Consider the following 16,565-nt stretch of genomic DNA (forward strand, 5'->3'; position numbering starts at 1 on the left):
CGCAGTGACAGAGACGTCCCGCCCCTCCGCCCCGGCGCCGCTCGAGGGCATCCTGGTCGCCGACTTCTCGCGGGTGCTCGCGGGCCCCCTCGCCACGATGACCCTCGCCGACCTCGGCGCGCGCGTGATCAAGGTCGAGCGACCCGGAGCCGGCGACGACACCCGCGCGTGGGGACCGCCCTACAGCGCACACGCCGCGACCTACTTCGAGGGCGTGAACCGCAACAAGGAGTCGGTCGCGCTCGACCTGAAGGACCCGGCCGACGTCGCGCGAGCGCGGCGCCTCGCGGCGCGCGCCGACGTCGTGATCGAGAACTTCCTGCCCGGCACGCTCGACCGCCTCGGCCTCGGCTACGACGACGTCGCGCGCGACAACCCCCGCGTGATCTACGTGTCGGTCACGGGCTTCGGCTCCGCGGGCGGCGCGCGGATGCCCGGATACGACTTCGTGGTGCAGGCCCTCGGCGGCCTGATGCACATCACGGGCGAGCCCGACGGCGACCCCATGAAGGTCGGCGTCGCCCTCGTGGACGTGCTCACGGGCAAGGACGCCGTGATCGGCACGCTCGCGGCGCTGCGCCGCCGCGAACTCACTGGCACCGGCTCGCGCATCGAGGTGTCGCTGCTCTCGAGCCTGCAGGGCGCGCTCGCGAACCAGGCGTCGGCGTACCTCGGCGCGGGCGTCTCCCCCACCCGCCTGGGCAACGTGCATCCGTCGATCGCGCCGTACGAGCTGCTGCGCTGCGCCGACGGGCCCCTCGCGATCGCGGCGGGCAACGACGCCCAGTTCGCGAAGCTCGTCCAGACGCTCGGGATCCCCGAGCTGGCGCAGGACGACCACTTCCGCACGAACTCGGATCGCGTCGCCCACCGCGCCGAGATGCGCGACGCGCTCGAGGCGGCGCTCGCGACGGCGACCGCGGCCGAGTGGCAGGAGCGCCTCACGGCGGCGGGCGTGCCCGCGGGACAGGCGGGCGACATCGCCGACGGGCTCGCGTTCGCCGAGCGCATCGGCCTCGAGCCCACGATCGAGGTGGTCGACGACGCGGGCGTCTCGCACGGGCGGCAGGTGCGCCATCCGGTGCTGTGGCACCCGGCGTTCGAGCCGCCGCGCCGCGCGGCGCCCGCGCTCGACGAGCACGGCGACGACGTGCGCGCGTGGCTCGACGCCCCCGAAACGGCCGATGGCGACGCCGTCGGATAGCGTGAGATCGACACCCCCGCCACCGAAGGAGATGGCCCCATGAGCGGCCCCGCCGACCTGCTCGACCTCGACGATCTGCTCACCGAGACGGAGCTCGCCACCCGCGATGCCGTCCGTGCGTTCGTCGACGAGCACATCCGTCCGAGCATCGCCGACTGGTACGACCGCGCGCACTTCCCGACCGAGATCATCCCGGAGCTCGGACGCCTGGGCGCGCTCGGCATGATCTACTCCGGCTACGGATGCCCCGGCCGCGGCGCGGTCGAGTACGGCCTCACGGCCCTCGAGCTCGAGGCCGGCGACTCGGGCCTTCGGACGTTCGTGTCGGTGCAGGGATCGCTCGCGATGTCGGCGATCCACAAGTTCGGCTCCGAGGAGCAGAAGAACGAGTACCTGCCGCGGATGGCCAAGGGCGAGCTCGTCGGCTGCTTCGGCCTGACCGAGCCGACCGCCGGATCCGACCCCGGCAGCATGAAGACGTTCGCCCGCCGCGACGGCGACGACTGGGTGCTCAACGGCGCGAAGCGCTGGATCGGCCTGGCGTCGATCGCAGGCGTCGCCGTGATCTGGGCGCAGACCGACGAGGGCGTGCGCGGCTTCGCGGTGCCGACCGACACCCCCGGCTTCACGGCCACGCCGATCGCGCCGAAGATGTCGATGCGCGCGTCGATCCAGTGCGACATCACGCTCGAGGACGTGCGCCTGCCCGAGTCGGCCCGGCTGCCCGAGGCGCGCGGCCTGCGCGCCCCGTTCTCGTGCCTCAACGAGGCCCGCTACGGCATCGCGTGGGGCGTGCTCGGCGCCGCGCGCGACAGCTACCTGACGGCGCTGCACTACGCCCAGGAGCGCCGCCAGTTCGACCGCCCGATCGCGTCGTTCCAGCTCACGCAGGCGAAGCTCACGGACATGGCCGTGAAGATCACGCAGGGGCAGCTCGTCGCCCTGCGCCTGGGCCGCCTCAAGGAGGCCGGCAAGCTCCAGCCGCACCACATCTCGGTCGGCAAGCTCGCCAACACGCGCGACGCGATCGCGATCGCGCGCGAGGCCCGGACGATCCTCGGCGGCAACGGCATCTCGGCCGAGTACTCGCCCCTGCGCCACGCGAACAACCTCGAGTCGGTGCGCACCTACGAGGGCACGGACGAGGTCCACACGCTCGTGCTCGGCCGCCACATCACGGGGCTCGAGGCGTTCCGCTAGGAGCCGCGGCGGGCGTCAGGGCGTTTCGACTCGGTCGCTTCGCTCCCTCGCTCAACGACCATAGATTTCATGGTCGTTGAGCGAGCGAAGCGAGTCGAAACGGCAGCGACTCACCCGAACAGGTCGGGCCGCCGGTCGCGGAGGTAGGGCTGGGGGTCGCCCGTGAGGTCGGCGATCAGCAGCTCCTCGCCCTCGGCCGCGGCGAGCGCGAGCACCGAACCGTCGGCGCCGCACACCGTGCTGAGGCCCGCGTAGACCTGCTCGCCCCCGCCTTCGAAAGACTCCGTGCCGCAGTAGTTGGCGTAGGCGAGCGCGACGCCGTTCTCGTAGGCGCGGGCCCGCACGAGCACGGTCGACACGATCTCGTAGGGCACCATGTTCGCGGTCGGGACGAGCACGGCCTCGGCGCCGTCCAGCGCGAGCGACCGCACGGCCTCGGGGAACTCCACGTCGTAGCAGATCAGCATCCCGATCCGGCGTCCGCGGAACTCGAACGCCGCGGGCCGCTCGGTCGCGGGCGCGAAACGCTCGGTGTCGAGCCCGCCGAACAGGTGCGCCTTGCGGTGGGCGCCGACCGCGCGCCCGTCGTCGATCAGCTGCGCGGCGTTGGCCACCGCGCCGTCGAGCAGCAGCTCGGGGTACCCGTACGCGACCGCGACCCCGGTGCGCCGCGTGATCTCGGCGACGGCGGCGGCGATCGGCCCGTCCGCCGGCTCGGCGAGCGCGCGCGTCCGCTCGGCGCCGATGTCGTATCCCGTGACGAACATCTCCGGCGTGACGAGAACGTCCGCGCCCTCGGCCGCCGCACGCTCGCACGCCGCCTCGAGCCGCGCCAGGTTGCCCGCGACGTCTCCCGGCAGCGAGGCGCACTGCCAGACCGCGACGCGCAGCGGGGTCATCCGATCACTCCGGCAGCGCCACGGGCGCGAGCTCGTCGAACCGGTCGCCCGGGCCGGGGTTGTCGGGGTGGCTCGCGCCGCCGAAGTGGTGCATCACGCCCCACACCGCGTTGAGCGCCGTCTGCACCGCGCCCTCGGCCCAGGCCGGGGTGAAAGACACGTCGTCGCCCGCGATGAAGATGCCGCGCTCGTCCGCGGGCGCGCCGTCCTGCATGAAGTGCGTGTACATCCGGTGGTTGTACCGGTAGTGGCCGGGAAGCGCGCCCTTGAACGCCCCGAGGAAGTACGGGTCGTCCTCCCACGTGACCGTGACGGGGTCGCCCACGATGTGCGCGCGGATGTCGACATCCGGATAGATCTTGGCGAGCGCGTTCAGGGCCAGGTCCACGCGGCGGTCCACCGAGTGCGGAAGCATCTTGAGCGAGTCGGACATCCACGAGTACGACAGGCAGATCACCGCGGGGCGGCCCGGTCCGTTGTCGAACAGGTAGGTGCCGCGCGTCAGGCGGTCGGTGAGGGTCATGCTCATGACGTCGCGCCCGGTCTCCGGATCCGTGCGCTTCCAGAACGGCTCGTCGACCATCACGAAGGTCTTGGTCGACTGCATGTAGCGCGTGCGGTCGAGCGCCATCCACATGTCCTGCGAGAACAGGCTCTCGTCGCAGTCGATCTCGGTGGTCAGCAGCCAGCTCTGGCACGTCGCGACGACCGCGTCGTGCGAGCGCTCGGTGCCCCAGCGGTCGCGCACGACGAACCGGCCGTCGTCGGCGCGCGAGATCGCGGCCGCGGCCGGCAGGGTCGCCCCGCCGTGCAGCGACGCCAGCGTCGTGCCCTCCGGCCACGGGCTTCCCGCGCGCGCGGGCAGGTCCCACAGGCCGCGGGGCAGCTGCTCGACGCCGCCCTCGATCAGGCGCTGGTCGGTGTCGCATTCGAGCACGGCCACGCGCAGGATCTCGAGCATCGAGTTGGGGAAGTCAGAGTCCCAGCCGCCCGTGCCGAACCCGACCTGGCCGAACGCCTCGCGGTGCCGGAAGGTCAGCTTCGAGAACGCCTGCGAGCTCGCGATGAAGTCGTAGAACGTGCGGTCGTCCCACGTGGCGACCAGCTCGTCCCAGTGCCGCTTGAGCGCGACGGCGTCCCGGGCGCGGATCGCGTCCTGCAGCGCCGTGAAGCCGATCTCCTCGAGCGCGGCGTCCCACGCATCCGACACCTCGCGGAAGAACTCGGGCAGGTCGTCGAGCGTGCGGCCGTAGTGCGTCTCTCCCCAGAGGTCGATCACGGTGCTGCCCGCCGCCTCGGTGAGCGGGTTCGGGAAGGGCCGGTGCGTCAGCCCCAGCGCGTCGGCGTAGTGGAAGAACCCGCGCCCCGAGATCGGGAAGCGCATGCCGCCCAGCTCGGCGATCGCGCCGTCGCCGCCCTCGAACCGGTGCGTGCGCAGCCGGCCGCCGATGCGCGTGGGCTCGTAGATCACGGGCGTGAGGCCCAGGCTCATGAGCTCGTACGCGGTGACCATGCCCGCCAGGCCCGCGCCGATGATCGCGACCTCTCGGCCGTGCGCCTCGGGCGGGATCGCGCCCAGGCCGGCGGGATGCGAGATCCAGTCGTCGAACGGGAATGGGAAATCCGGGCCGAACATCGTGATGCCGGCGGGTTCGCCGGGTCCGGTCAGGAAGCCTTCATCGGGTGGCGTCGTCGTCACGTCCGGAGTCTATCCGCCGGCTGTCAACCTCCCGCTCCATCCCGGCCGCGGGCCTAGGCTGGCCGCATGAGCGATGACAGCACCGCCCAGGACGCCGCGCCCTCCCGCCGCCGTGCGGCGCTCGTGTTCAACCCCATCAAGGTCGACGGACCGACGCTGTGCGCCCTCGTGGAGCGCCACTCGGCCGAGGCCGGATGGGAGCCGCCGCTGCTGCTCGAGACGTCGGTCGAGGACCCCGGCCAGCACACCACGCGCGAGGCCCTCGAGGAGGGCGCCACGGCGGTGCTCGTCGCGGGCGGCGACGGCACGGTGCGCGCCGTGACCGAGGCGATGCGCGGCTCCGGCGTGCCCCTCACGATCATCCCGAGCGGGACCGGGAACCTGCTGGCCCGGAACCTGCTGCTGCCGCTCGACGGCCAGGACACCATGGTCGCCGCCACGTTCGACGGCGAGACCGTCGACGTCGACATCTGCGTCGCGACCCTCCGCCGGCCCGACGGCCACTCCGAGGAGCACGCGTTCGTCGTGATGGCGGGCATGGGCCTGGACGCCGCGATGATCGCGAACACCAAGGAAGACCTGAAGAAGTCGATGGGATGGGTCGCGTACGTGGACGGCGCCGCCCGCTCGCTCGCGGGCGCCGAGCCGTTCCGCGTCGTGTACGAGATCGTGCGGGAGAAGACCCGCCAGGGCATCACCCGCGCGGTGCCCACCTCGGCGCGGCTGCATTCCGCGACGGTGCAGAGCATCCTGTTCGCGAACTGCGGCGAGCTGCCGGGGGGCATCTCGCTGATCCCCGACGGCTCCATCATCGACGGCCAGCTGGACGTCGCGCTCGTGCAGCCGACCGGGCCGCTTGGCTGGCTCGGCGTCTGGCGCAAGGTGTGGTGGGACAACTCGGTGCTGCGGCGCACGCGGGCCGGGCGCGCGGTGCTCGAGCGCCGCGGCCGCAGCACGTCGGTGCACTACCTGCGCGGCGTCGCCGCCGAGGCGGCCACCCCGATCCCGCAGCCGGTCGAGCTCGACGGCGACGAGTTCGGCGAGGCCACGCGCGTGTCGTGCCGGGTCGAGAAGGGCGGCCTGCTGGTCACCGTCCCGAAGGGCCACAAGATCACCGCGATGTGATGCGGGCGCGGCGGTCGGCCTCTACTGCAGCGCGGACGTCAGGCGCGCGAGGTTGTCGAGCACGGTCGAGCGCAGCGGCTGCTGGAGCCACTCCTCGAGCGTGAGCTCCCGGCTGAGCTCGCGGTACTGGGCCTCGAGCTGCCGCATCTGCTGCACGAACTCCTCGCCGCGCACCAGCAGCGAGATCTCGAGATTGAGGCCGAACGAGCGCATGTCCATGTTGCTCGACCCGATCACGGCGATCTCGTCGTCGATCGTGAGGCCCTTCGTGTGCAGGATGTACGGCTTCGGGTAGAGCCGGATCTGCACGCCCGCGCGCAGCAGCGCCTCGTAGTAGCTGCGCTGCGCGTGATACACGACCGCCTGGTCGCCCTCCTCCGACACGAACAGCTCGACGTGCACGCCGCGCTTGGTCGCGGCGGTGATCGCGAGCAGCAGCGCCTCGTCGGGGACGAAGTACGGGCTGATCATGATGATCTTGCGCTGCGCCGCGTACAGCAGCCCGAGGAACAGGCGGAGGTTGTTCTCGAACTCGAAGCCGGGGCCCGACGGCACGACCTGGCAGTCGAGGTCGCCCGTGCCGGCATCCATGCGCTTGAGGTCGATGCCCTCGGGCAGCGAGTCTGCCTCGCTGAACCAGTCGGACAGGAACACCGCGTTCACGCTCGACACGATCGGCCCGTCGAGGCGCACCATGACGTCGACCCACTGCAGGCCGCGCCGGATGTTCGCCTTCAGGTTGTAGCTGCGATCCGTGATGTTCTGCGAGCCGAGGAACGCCACGTCGCCGTCGACCACGACGATCTTGCGGTGGTTGCGCAGGTCGGGCCGCTGCCACTGCCCCTTGAGCGGCCGGATGGGCAGCGCGAAGCGCCACTCCGCGCCCATGGCGTCGAGCCGCTTGAGCGTGCGGCGGTGGAACGGCTTGACGAGATTGGCCCAGTGGTCGAGCAGCACGCGCACGGGGATGCCGCGGGCCCGCACCTCCTCGAGCGCGCGGAAGAAGTCGTCGGTCGAGTCGTCGGACTTGAAGATGAAGAACTCGACGTGCACGTACTCGTGCGCCTCGCGGATGGCCGCGGCCATCTCGGCGAGGCTGCCCTGGTAGTCGCTGATGAGGCGGACGCCGTTGTCGCCCGTGAGCGGCATGGCGCCGAGCTCGCGGTTCATGCGCACGAGCGACGTGAACCACGCCGGCTCGTTCGGACGCAGGCTGCCGCGCTCGAGCTGATCGCGCGCGGCGTGGATGTAACGGTTGATCTGCTCCTGACGGCGCCGCCGGTGACGGGGCAGGCGCGGGTTCCCGATCAGGAGGAACAGCAGCGCGCCCGCGATCGGGAAGAAGAAGACGGCCAGCATCCAGGCCATGCCCGCGGTCGGGCGCCGGTTCGGCGGGATGACGATGATCGCCCCGATCCGGATGGTGATGTCGATGACCGTGAGCACGAGGATCCACCACGGCGTGGCGAGGATCACGTCGATCACGGCATCACCTCTTCCCCCGGTAGGACACCAGCGTAATGCTCCGGGGAGACATGCCCGGGCGGCGATGGGAGCCGGTCAGTCGGCGGTGGTCTGGTCCTGGTCGTCGGCGCGCGGGGGCATGCCGCGACGGGCGCGCTCCTCGGCCTCGATGCGCGCGTAGGCGCGGCGCTCGGTGCGATCGAACCGCAGGATGCTGCGCAGGATGTACCAGAACACGACGCAGATCACGAGGGTCGGCAGGAGCGACCACACGACGGCCGACCAGTAACTGTCCACGCTGCCATGGTACGCGCGCGGCCTGGGAGGTCGCCCGGGCCGGACGGTCGTCCCCAGGCCGGTTCCGGCGTCCGGTTCGTCCCGCCCCCTGCCGCGGCATCGCGCCGGGCCGCGACGATCGGCGCATGACCACCGTGATCCGCACCTCGGAGCCCGCCGACCTCCTGTCCCTCGTGCCGCACCTCGCGGAGTGCACGCCGCGCGAGAGCCTCGTGCTCGTGCCGTTCGCCGCACGGCGCACGCTCGGCGCCATGCGCGTCGACCTGCCGCGAGCCTCGCCCGACGGCGGCGGCGACCTGGCCGAGTACGCCGCCACGGTGGTCGGCATGCTCTGCCGCGTGCAGGGGGCCACGCGCGTCGCGGTCGTGGTCTACACGGACTCCCCCTACCGCGATCCCGACGGCAGGATCGCGCGCGCGTCGCTCGTGCAGGAGGTGATCCGCCGCGCCGACGAGTGCGGGCTCGAGCTGGTCGACGCGCTGTGCGTGGCGGCCGACGGCTGGGGCGCGTACCTCGAGCCCGACGGCCCGTTCGCGGGCCGGCCGCTGTCGGACATCCGCCCCGACGACTTCGAGTTCGACGACGATCGCCCGATCGATGTGAGCCGGGCCCAGTCCGACGGATGCGAGCTGCCGCCCAGCGACCTGGCCGAGCGGGAGCTCGTGGCGCGGGAGCTGAGCCGCATCTCCCTCAGGCTCGGCGACGCCACCCTTCCCGCCGTGATCGAGCACGCCATCGAGGAGGAGGCCGACGACCTGCCGCCCCGCGCGCTCGCGCTGCTGATCCACCTGCTCGACCGCCCGGCGCTGCGCGACGTCGCCCTGACGCAGTGGTGCGGCGGATACGACGAGGGCGTCGCGACGCAGGCATGGCAGCTCGCCTGGTCGCGCGGCGACGTCGCGCTGCCGGACGGGCCGCTGCGGCTGGCCGGCGAGGGCCCGCGCCCGAAGGCCCGGCGGCTCGAGCGCGCGCTGGAGCTCGCCAAGCGCCTCGCGTCCTGCGCGCCGCGCGCGCATCGCGCGGGCCCTCTGGTCGCGGCCGCGTGGCTGTCCTGGGCGCTCGGCCGGTCCACCCACGCGGCGCACTTCACAGGGCTGGTGCGCGAACTGGATCCGGATCACGGGCTGGCCGACATCCTGACGACCATGCTCGCGGCCGGGCACCTGCCAGAGTGGGTGTTCGACCGCCCGGTGCCGCGCGGCCGGGCCCGACGCGCGAAGCGCCGCGGCCGCCGGTGACGGCTACTTGACGAGCGGGAAGAGGATCGTCTCGCGGATGCCGAGGCCCGTGAGCGTCATGAGCAGGCGGTCGATGCCCATGCCCATGCCGCCGGTCGGGGGCATGCCGTGCTCGAGCGCGCGTACGAAGTCCTCGTCGATGCGCATGGCCTCGTCGTCGCCGCGGTCGGCGAGCTTGGCCTGCTCGACGAAGCGCTCGCGCTGGATCACGGGGTCGACGAGCTCGGAGTAGCCCGTGCCCTGCTCGTAGCCGTTGATGTAGAGGTCCCACTTCTCGACCACGCCCGGGATCGAGCGGTGCTCGCGCACCAGCGGGCTGGTGTCGACGGGGAAGTCCATCACGAACGTGGGCTTGGTGAGGTGCGTCTTGACGAAGTGCTCCCACAGCTCCTCGACGAGCTTGCCGTGCGTGGCGTGCGGCGGCACGTCCACGCCGCTCTTCTCGGCGAGCGCGACGAGCTCCTCGAGCGACGTCTCGGGCGTGACCTCGACGCCCGCGGCCTCGGACAGCGACGGGTACATCGAGATCCGGTCCCACTGGCCGCCCAGGTCGTACTCGGTGCCGTCGGCCCACGTGACCGTGGTGGATCCGGCGACCGCGATCGCGGCGTTCTGGATCAGCTCCTGCGTCAGGTCGGCGATGCCGTTGTAGTCGGTGTAGGCCTGGTAGGCCTCGAGCATCGCGAACTCGGGGCTGTGCGTGGAGTCGGCGCCCTCGTTGCGGAAGTTGCGGTTGATCTCGAACACCCGGTCGATGCCGCCCACGACCGCGCGCTTGAGGTACAGCTCCGGCGCGATGCGCATGTAGAGGTCGATGTCGAACGCGTTCGAGTGCGTGATGAACGGACGCGCGGTCGCGCCGCCCGGCTGCACCTGCAGCATGGGCGTCTCGACCTCGAGGAAGTCGTGCGCCGCGAACGTGGCACGCAGGCTCGCCATCACGGCGGCGCGCGTGCGCACCGTGGTGCGGGCCTGCTCGCGCACGATCAGGTCGAGGTAGCGCTGGCGGACCCGCGTCTCCTCGTTCAGCTCGGTGTACATGTTCGGCAGCGGCAGGACGGCCTTGGCGGCGATCTGCCACTCCGACACCATGATCGACAGCTCGCCGCGGCGGCTGGAGATGATCTCGCCCGACACCGCGACGTGGTCGCCCAGGTCGACGAGCTCCTTCCAGCGCTGGAGCGACGCGTCGCCCACGTTCGCGAGCGAGACCATGGCCTGGATGCGCGATCCGTCGCCGGCCTGCAGCGTCGCGAAGCAGAGCTTGCCGGTGTTGCGGCTGAACACGATGCGGCCCGCGACCGCGGCCTGCTCGCCGGTCTCGGCGCCCGCCTCGAGCTCGCCGTACTGCTCGCGCAGGGCCGGGATCGTGTGGGTGACGGGCACGACCACGGGGTAGGCGCCGCCGGCAGCGCTCTCGCGCTCCGCGATCAGGCGCTCGCGCTTCGCGAGGCGCACCGCCTTCTGCTCGAAGATGTCCTCGTCGGTCGGCTCGGACGGGGTCTCGGCAGGGGTGTCGGTCATGAAGAAGCTCCTCGGAAGTCTGCCCTCAAGTCTATGGGCGCGCCGCGGGCCATCCTGTGCGTCCCGACAGCACTGACCCGGGACCGGTCACTCGTCCGGCGGCGTGAGGGGCGGGTCTCCCTCGGTCAGGGCGTGGTCGACCGTGGAGCGGACGAGCGCGGAGAGGTAGCCGCCCGGGTTGTCGAAGCCGATGCCGCGCAGGATGCCGGTGGCCTGGCGCACGATCTGGCGTGAGAACTCGGATGCGGTCTCGATCGCCTCCGCGTAGGCCGCGCGGTCCTCCTCGGCGACGACGACCGGCTCGCATCCCAGCTCGACCGCGAGCGCCTGCGCGATCGGCAGCACGGCGGCGGGCGCCGTGACCGCGGCGTAGGAGGCCGCGAGCTGACGCAGGTCCATGCTCGTGCCGGTGAACGCGATGGCCGGATGCACCGCGAGCGGGATCGCCCCGCGCTCGGCCGCGGGACGCAGCACCTCGATGCCGTGGGCCGCGTCGGTGTGCAGCACGAGCTGCCCGATCTGCCAGGCCTCGAGATCCGCGAGGCCCGCCACGAGCCCCGCGAGCTCCGCCCGCGGCACCGCGACGATCACGAGCTCGCTGCGGCGCACGACCTCGAGCGCGTCGAGCACGGGCACGCCGGGCAGGATGGCCTCGACGCGCTCGTCGTCCGAGCCGCTCGTGATGCCGGTCAGCGCATGCCCCGCGCCGGCGAGCGCGGCGCCGATCACGGGACCCACCCGCCCGGCGCCGATGATGCCCACGCCGAGCCGTCCGTCGCGCCTCATGCCTCGCGCTCCGGGGCCGCGGCGGCCACGTGCTGCATCCAGCGATGGCTGCGGTCCTCGGCGGCGGCCGCGACCGCGCCACGGCTGACGCTCTGCAGCAGCTCGACCGCGTCGTCGCGCTCGAGGCCCGTGACCCGGCCCGACACGGGGCCCATCACGGTGTGGACCTGCGCCCACGCGAGCCGCTGCAGCCGGTCGACCGGGCCCTGCGCGATCGAGAAGCCCTGCAGGCGCGCGAGCGGGAAGATCGCGAGCCTGCGCCAGATCCGGCCCCGCCGCAGCAGCAGCGCGTACGCCGTGACGAAGGCGCCATGACGCCGCCACGACACGGGCCGCCGCCACCAGCCGCGGGGCGGGATGGTCCGGAACGGGTCTCCGGCGGCGGGCCCCAGCAGGCCGTGCTCCCACACCAGGGCGCGGTCGGCGTGCGGCATGTCGGGCAGGATGAGGCCGAGCACGCGCTCGACGTCCTCGCGCGTGCCGACGGGCAGCACCGTGTTGAACTGCTGACCCGCGGACGACTGGTCCTGCATCATGCTCTTGCCGCTCATCCGGTTGATCCGGATGGACCACCAGCCGAAGGGCCGCCACAGCAGGGCCTGCGACACCTCGACCGCGAAGATCCGGCCGGGCGGCAGCGTCTCGGTCACCGTCGTGAACAGGCCGAACGTCACGCGCACGCCGTCGGGCGTCGGCGCGATCGAGTAGCGCAGCGACCGCGCGATCTGCGACCACAGCACCGCGAAGACCGTGAGGACCGCGGGAAGGCCGGTGCCGAGGGCCGTGCCCGCGAGCAGCAGCAGGCCGCCGGGATCGTCGGCGACGTTCGCGGCGGCCACCGCGAGCGCGACCCCGACCGCGAGGAACGCGAAGCCGATCCACGGGAGCGCCGAGAGCGCATGCGCGCCGACGAGGCGGCCGGCCGGGATCTTCACGACGCTCTCGGGCACGAGATCGGCGTGATCGACGCCCTCGATCATCCCGGTCACGCCGCCGTTGAGCGCCTGGATGAGCCGCTCCCGCGGCGCGGGCGCGATCCCCGCGGCGGCGTCGCGCGCGGCCTGCCGCGCGGCGCGGGCGCCCGAGGCGAGGCGCAGGATGTCGCCGCGCACGCGCTCCGCGCGCTCGGTCGCGAGGTACTCGAGCGCGACGTTGGCGTCGGCGCCCGCGCCGACGACCTCGAGCTTGGCCATGCCGATCAGCCGCGCAGGGAACGGCCGCGTGAGGTTGACGCCCTGCACGCGGTCGAGCGGCGCCCTGCGGTGCGAGCGGAAGACCAGGCCGCGACGCACCTCGACGTCGTCGCCCGTGATCCGGAACTGGTGGAACCGCCACTGCACCCAGAACGCCCCGACGAGCACGGCGAGGACGATCAGCAGGGCGAGCAGGGCCCACACGAGCAGGCCGTTCCGGATGATCCAACCGAACGGGTCCGAGCCGGGGTCCGGCTGGTCCTCGCCGAGATCCACCCCGGGCGCGAGCACCGCGACGAACCAGTAGACGAGCTGGTCGCGCAGGTTGCCGATCACGATGCCGGCGACGATGATCAGCGCGAGCCCGCCCTTGAACAGCGGGGTGAGCGGATGCATGCGGTGCCACTCGCCGTCCGCGAGCGACGAGGCGCCGCCCCCGCTCGGCAGCGCGCCGGGCGCGGGCGGCTCCGCGAGAGGCCGCGGCGGCAGGGCCGGGTCGGTCACAGCCCGGTCCGCCTCGTCTCGGCGACGTGGATCAGCGTGTCGCGCAGCGCCTCGGAGGCCTCGCGGCCCAGCCCGGGGATCTCCACACCCGTGGTCGCGGCGGCCGTGACCATCTTGAGCTTGGCGATCCCGAACGCGCGGTCGAGCGGGCCGTGCGTGATGTCGACGAGCTGCAGGCGCCCGTAGGGCACCGCGACCATGCGCTGCCACAGGATGCCCCGGCGGAAGACGATGTCGTCGTCGCGCAGCATGTACCCGAGCGCCCGCGCCTGGCGCGGCAGCACGAGCTGCGAGATCAGCGTGATCGCCACGAGCACGCCGGCGGGGATCCATGCCCACACCTGGCCGAGCGCCACGGCGAGGACGGCGGCGAGGCCGAGCACCACGGCCACGAAGATCGCGTTCTGCAGCGTCTGCGACGCGACGTACCGGGGCGAGATCTGGTGCCACGTGCCGTCGAGCGCGAGGCGCGCGGCCGAGCGGGGCTCGCGGATCGCGGTGTACGTGCCCTGGTCCAGGACCGCCGGCGCGGGAGGGGCGGCCGACGGCTGAGGCGCCACCGACGGCTCGGGCGGCGCCGCGGGCGGCACGTCAGCGCCCGCGGGCGGCTCCGGGTTCGGCGTCGTCTGGCTCTCGGTCATCCGGATCCTTTGCACCAGCGTCGGGGGGAAGGCTGCAGAACTGCTCGGCGATCAGGGCCGCCACGACCAGCACGACCCCCGCCGCGATCGTCGCGATGGTCGTCGCCATCGAGCCTAGCGGCGGGGTCACCGGCCGCGTCGCGACGTACAGCAGCAGCCCGGCGGCCACGCCGCCGACCGCGGCGCCGACGATGCTCGACGCCTTCGCGAGCATCGCGATGCGAACCGCGCGGAACGGGTCGACGCGGGGCGCGTCCGCACGCCGCACCGAACGCCGCACGGGCCACGCCAGCGCGACGCAGAGCGCGCCGAGCAGCACGAGCAGGATGGGCAGCCCGGCGGCCGGGGTGAACGTGGCGCGGCCGCCCATCGTCAGCACGTGGTCGACCAGGAACCCCGCGCCGCCGCCCAGCACGGCGGCGACGATCAGCGCCAGCGGCGAGGTGCGGGTCACCCCTCGCCCTCCCGCAGGGCCCGGAGAAGGTCGGCGACCCGCCCGCGGCCAGGCAGGACGGCGTCGGGATCGACCTCGAGCCAGGGCGCCAGCACGAAGTCGCGCTCGGCGGCGCGCGGGTGCGGGAGCTTCAGCTTCTCGTCGTCCGAGGTCAGCTCGCCGTACGCGATCAGGTCGAGATCGAGGGTGCGGGCGCCCCAGCGCTCGCGTCGCTCGCGCCCGTGCCGCGCCTCGATCGCGTGCAGCAGCCCCAGCAGCACGCTCGCATCCAGGCGCGTGCGCACGAGCGCGACGGCGTTCAGGTACGCGGGCTCGGACTCATCCGGGCCGTCCAGCGTCAGGGCGACGGACTCGATCGGGGTCGACGCGACGACGTCCTCCACGAGCGGCAGGCGGCGCAGCTCGGCGAGCGCCTGCGCGATGGTCGCGGCGCGGTCGCCGAGGTTGGCGCCCAGCGCGACCACGGCGGTCACGGGCTCGCGGCGCTCGACCGGCGGCATCCCGTCGAGCGGCCTCGTGAGGTCGCGGCTCATCCGTGCTTCCCCTCGCGGTGCGGCGGAAGGTCGCGCGAGGCGTGGACCGTGACCGACACGTCCTGGAACTGCGCCGCGATCGGCGCCTGCGGCTTGTGGACCGTCACGGCCGCGTGCGAGATGCGCTCGTCCTCCATGACGGCGTCCGCGATGCGGTGCGCGAGGGTCTCGATCAGGTTGACGGGCTCGCCGCCGACGATCGCGACGATCTTCTCGGCGAGCTCGCCGTAGTGCACGGTGTCGACCACGTCGTCCGTCTCGGCCGCGCGCGCGGTCGACAGACCGAGCCGCACATCGATCACGAAGTCCTGCCCGTTCTCGCGCTCGAAGTCGAAGACCCCGTGCCGCCCGAACGCGCGCAGCCCGGTCAGCTCGATCATGTCCACGAAGTTCACTTCGCCTCGCTCCGCTCGCTCGGCACGCCGCCCTGCCAGGCCTCGACCACGGCGATCGCGTCGCGCGTGGCCTGCACGTCGTGCACCCGCACCGCGTGGATGCCGCGCGCCGCGGCGAGCGCGCTGGTCACGGCCGTGGCGAGGTCCTTGCGCTCGATCCGGGCGTCCTCCCCGAGGGCGGACGCCAGGAAGCGCTTGCGCGACGTCCCGATCAGGACCGGGAACCCGAGGTCCTGCACGGCGTCGAGCTCGCGCAGCAGCGCCCAGTTCTGCTCGCCGGCCTTCGCGAAGCCTACGCCCGGGTCCAGGATGATCCGCTCGCGCGGGACGCCGGCCGCGAGGGCGGCATCGACCCGCTCGGTCAGCTCGGCGGCGACCTCGCGGCCGATGTCGGCGTATTCGGCCTTGGCGTACATGTCCGCGGAGGGACCGCGCCAGTGCCCCAGTGCGATGCGCGCGTCGGACGCGGCCACCACGCGCAGGATCTCGGGGTCGGCGAGGCCGCCCGCCACGTCGTTGACGATCGCAGCGCCCGCCTCGAGGGCCGCCCGCGCGGTCTCCGCGCGGTACGTATCGACGCTGACCACGGCGCCGTCGGCCGCGAGCGCCTCGATCACGGGCACGATGCGGCGGATCTCCTCCTCGGCGCCGACCGGCTCCGATCCGGGGCGGGTCGACTCGCCCCCGATGTCGAGCACGTCGGCGCCCTGGGCGCGCAGCAGCCGCCCGTGGGCGATCGCGCGCTCCGGATCGAGGTACCGGCCCCCGTCGCTGAACGAGTCCGGCGTGACGTTGACGATGCCCCAGACCTGCGTCATCCGTGCACCCCGATCAGGGCGATGGCCTCGGCGCGCAGCGCGGCGTCCGCGAGCTCGCCGCGGACGGCGACCGTGACGGTCGTGCTCTCGGTCTGGCGGGATCCGCGCATGGTCACGCACTGGTGCGAGGCGTCCAGGACGACGAGGACGCCGCGGGCGTCGATCGACGACGCGATCGTGTCGGCGATCTGCTCGCCGAGCCGCTCCTGCACCTGCGGGCGCGCGGACAGGATCTCGACCACCTTGGGCAGGGCGCCGAGCCCGACGACCTGCTCGCCGGGCAGGTAGGCGATGTGCGCGTGGCCCGCGAACGGCAGCAGGTGGTGCTCGCACGTCGAGCGGAAGCGCACGTCGCGCAGGATCACCGCCCCGGACGGCAGCGTGTCGGGAGCCGGCCCGTGCGTCACGCTGATCGTGTGCGACAGCGGCTCGGCCGGATCCTGTCCCACTCCCCCGTACATCTCCACCGCGGCATCCGCGACGCGCTGCGGCGTCTGGCGCAGGCCCGGCCGGTCCGGATCCTCGCCGATCGCGATCAGCAGCTCGCGGGTCAGCGCGGCGATGCGCTCCCTGTCGACGGCCACGGCGCCT

Annotated in this window: 17 protein-coding genes; 4 read left to right on the top strand and 13 right to left on the bottom strand. The window is 72.9% G+C overall.

What is annotated here, in order from left to right; genetic code table 11:
* Positions 1 to 4 precede the first annotated feature (4 nt).
* Together ACYVGN_RS09070 and ACYVGN_RS09075 are read left to right on the top strand one after the other, a co-directional pair.
* Entirely contained in the window at positions 5 to 1,204 is a 1,200-nt protein-coding gene (locus ACYVGN_RS09070) for a CaiB/BaiF CoA transferase family protein (protein ID WP_460790252.1), read from the top strand.
* 39 nt (positions 1,205 to 1,243) lie between these two features.
* A complete protein-coding gene (locus ACYVGN_RS09075; RefSeq protein WP_460790253.1) occupies positions 1,244 to 2,404 on the top strand; it encodes an acyl-CoA dehydrogenase family protein in 1,161 nt (386 codons plus the stop codon).
* A 110-nt stretch (positions 2,405 to 2,514) separates the two neighbouring features.
* Here ACYVGN_RS09075 and ACYVGN_RS09080 read toward each other — a convergent pair whose 3' ends face one another.
* Entirely contained in the window at positions 2,515 to 3,303 is a 789-nt protein-coding gene (locus ACYVGN_RS09080) for a carbon-nitrogen hydrolase family protein (protein ID WP_460790255.1), read from the bottom strand.
* A gap of 4 nt (positions 3,304 to 3,307) precedes the next feature.
* On the bottom strand, positions 3,308 to 4,939 hold the full coding sequence (locus ACYVGN_RS09085; RefSeq protein WP_460790285.1) for a flavin monoamine oxidase family protein: 1,632 nt from the start codon (positions 4,937 to 4,939) through the stop codon (positions 3,308 to 3,310).
* 129 nt (positions 4,940 to 5,068) lie between these two features.
* Here ACYVGN_RS09085 and ACYVGN_RS09090 point away from each other — a divergent pair, with 129 nt between their 5' ends.
* Entirely contained in the window at positions 5,069 to 6,127 is a 1,059-nt protein-coding gene (locus ACYVGN_RS09090; protein ID WP_460790257.1) for a diacylglycerol/lipid kinase family protein, read from the top strand.
* A gap of 21 nt (positions 6,128 to 6,148) precedes the next feature.
* Here the strand turns inward: ACYVGN_RS09090 and cls are convergent, their stop codons facing one another.
* Positions 6,149 to 7,609 (bottom strand): cardiolipin synthase, encoded by a 1,461-nt coding sequence (gene cls, locus ACYVGN_RS09095; protein ID WP_460790287.1) that lies wholly within the window; start codon positions 7,607 to 7,609, stop codon positions 6,149 to 6,151.
* A 78-nt stretch (positions 7,610 to 7,687) separates the two neighbouring features.
* A complete protein-coding gene (locus ACYVGN_RS09100) occupies positions 7,688 to 7,888 on the bottom strand; it encodes a hypothetical protein (RefSeq protein ID WP_055988479.1) in 201 nt (66 codons plus the stop codon).
* Positions 7,889 to 8,013: 125 nt separating this feature from the next.
* Between ACYVGN_RS09100 and ACYVGN_RS09105 the strand changes: the two genes are divergently transcribed.
* Complete coding sequence (locus tag ACYVGN_RS09105) at positions 8,014 to 9,126, top strand: DUF4192 family protein (RefSeq protein ID WP_460790258.1); 1,113 nt, start codon at positions 8,014 to 8,016, stop codon at positions 9,124 to 9,126.
* 3 nt (positions 9,127 to 9,129) lie between these two features.
* Here the strand turns inward: ACYVGN_RS09105 and lysS are convergent, their stop codons facing one another.
* The 9 genes from lysS to folE form a co-directional block, all read right to left on the bottom strand.
* A complete protein-coding gene (gene lysS / locus ACYVGN_RS09110) occupies positions 9,130 to 10,650 on the bottom strand; it encodes a lysine--tRNA ligase (RefSeq protein ID WP_460790260.1) in 1,521 nt (506 codons plus the stop codon).
* A gap of 87 nt (positions 10,651 to 10,737) precedes the next feature.
* Positions 10,738 to 11,436, bottom strand: coding sequence for a DUF2520 domain-containing protein (locus ACYVGN_RS09115; RefSeq protein ID WP_055988473.1), 699 nt, complete (start codon positions 11,434 to 11,436; stop codon positions 10,738 to 10,740).
* Complete coding sequence (locus ACYVGN_RS09120; RefSeq protein ID WP_460790262.1) at positions 11,433 to 13,133, bottom strand: PH domain-containing protein; 1,701 nt, start codon at positions 13,131 to 13,133, stop codon at positions 11,433 to 11,435. The genes ACYVGN_RS09115 and ACYVGN_RS09120 overlap by 4 nt, the downstream gene beginning before the upstream one ends.
* Positions 13,130 to 13,774: a PH domain-containing protein gene (locus tag ACYVGN_RS09125; protein ID WP_460790263.1), complete on the bottom strand. Its 645-nt coding sequence runs from the start codon at positions 13,772 to 13,774 to the stop codon at positions 13,130 to 13,132. Before ACYVGN_RS09125 ends, ACYVGN_RS09120 begins: the two co-directional genes overlap by 4 nt.
* Positions 13,725 to 14,228 carry a DUF3180 domain-containing protein gene (locus ACYVGN_RS09130; protein WP_055988471.1) on the bottom strand — a complete coding sequence of 168 codons (504 nt, stop codon included), beginning with the start codon at positions 14,226 to 14,228 and terminating at the stop codon, positions 13,725 to 13,727. Before ACYVGN_RS09130 ends, ACYVGN_RS09125 begins: the two co-directional genes overlap by 50 nt.
* A complete protein-coding gene (gene folK / locus ACYVGN_RS09135; protein WP_134745531.1) occupies positions 14,225 to 14,761 on the bottom strand; it encodes a 2-amino-4-hydroxy-6-hydroxymethyldihydropteridine diphosphokinase in 537 nt (178 codons plus the stop codon). The genes ACYVGN_RS09130 and folK overlap by 4 nt, the downstream gene beginning before the upstream one ends.
* Positions 14,758 to 15,156, bottom strand: a complete 399-nt coding sequence (folB, locus tag ACYVGN_RS09140; RefSeq protein WP_460790266.1) for a dihydroneopterin aldolase — start codon at positions 15,154 to 15,156, stop codon at positions 14,758 to 14,760. Before folB ends, folK begins: the two co-directional genes overlap by 4 nt.
* A complete protein-coding gene (folP, locus tag ACYVGN_RS09145; RefSeq protein WP_460790267.1) occupies positions 15,153 to 15,974 on the bottom strand; it encodes a dihydropteroate synthase in 822 nt (273 codons plus the stop codon). The genes folB and folP overlap by 4 nt, the downstream gene beginning before the upstream one ends.
* Positions 15,971 to 16,558: a GTP cyclohydrolase I gene (folE, locus tag ACYVGN_RS09150; protein ID WP_460790269.1), complete on the bottom strand. Its 588-nt coding sequence runs from the start codon at positions 16,556 to 16,558 to the stop codon at positions 15,971 to 15,973. Before folE ends, folP begins: the two co-directional genes overlap by 4 nt.
* Between the last annotated feature and the right edge of the window lie 7 nt (positions 16,559 to 16,565).

It is taken from the genome of Microbacterium lacusdiani (genome assembly GCF_054779895.1).

Excerpts from the sequence above, each read along its gene's own strand:
- ACYVGN_RS09075 (WP_460790253.1), top strand. The coding sequence starts at position 1,244 with ATGAGCGGCCCCGCCGACCTGCTCGACCTCGACGATCTGCTCACCGAG.
- ACYVGN_RS09080 (WP_460790255.1), bottom strand. The coding sequence starts at position 3,303 with ATGACCCCGCTGCGCGTCGCGGTCTGGCAGTGCGCCTCGCTGCCGGGA.
- ACYVGN_RS09085 (WP_460790285.1), bottom strand. The coding sequence starts at position 4,939 with ATGTTCGGCCCGGATTTCCCATTCCCGTTCGACGACTGGATCTCGCAT.
- ACYVGN_RS09090 (WP_460790257.1), top strand. The coding sequence starts at position 5,069 with ATGAGCGATGACAGCACCGCCCAGGACGCCGCGCCCTCCCGCCGCCGT.
- ACYVGN_RS09105 (WP_460790258.1), top strand. The coding sequence starts at position 8,014 with ATGACCACCGTGATCCGCACCTCGGAGCCCGCCGACCTCCTGTCCCTC.
- lysS (WP_460790260.1), bottom strand. The coding sequence starts at position 10,650 with ATGACCGACACCCCTGCCGAGACCCCGTCCGAGCCGACCGACGAGGAC.
- ACYVGN_RS09115 (WP_055988473.1), bottom strand. The coding sequence starts at position 11,436 with ATGAGGCGCGACGGACGGCTCGGCGTGGGCATCATCGGCGCCGGGCGG.
- ACYVGN_RS09125 (WP_460790263.1), bottom strand. The coding sequence starts at position 13,774 with ATGACCGAGAGCCAGACGACGCCGAACCCGGAGCCGCCCGCGGGCGCT.
- folK (WP_134745531.1), bottom strand. The coding sequence starts at position 14,761 with ATGAGCCGCGACCTCACGAGGCCGCTCGACGGGATGCCGCCGGTCGAG.
- folP (WP_460790267.1), bottom strand. The coding sequence starts at position 15,974 with ATGACGCAGGTCTGGGGCATCGTCAACGTCACGCCGGACTCGTTCAGC.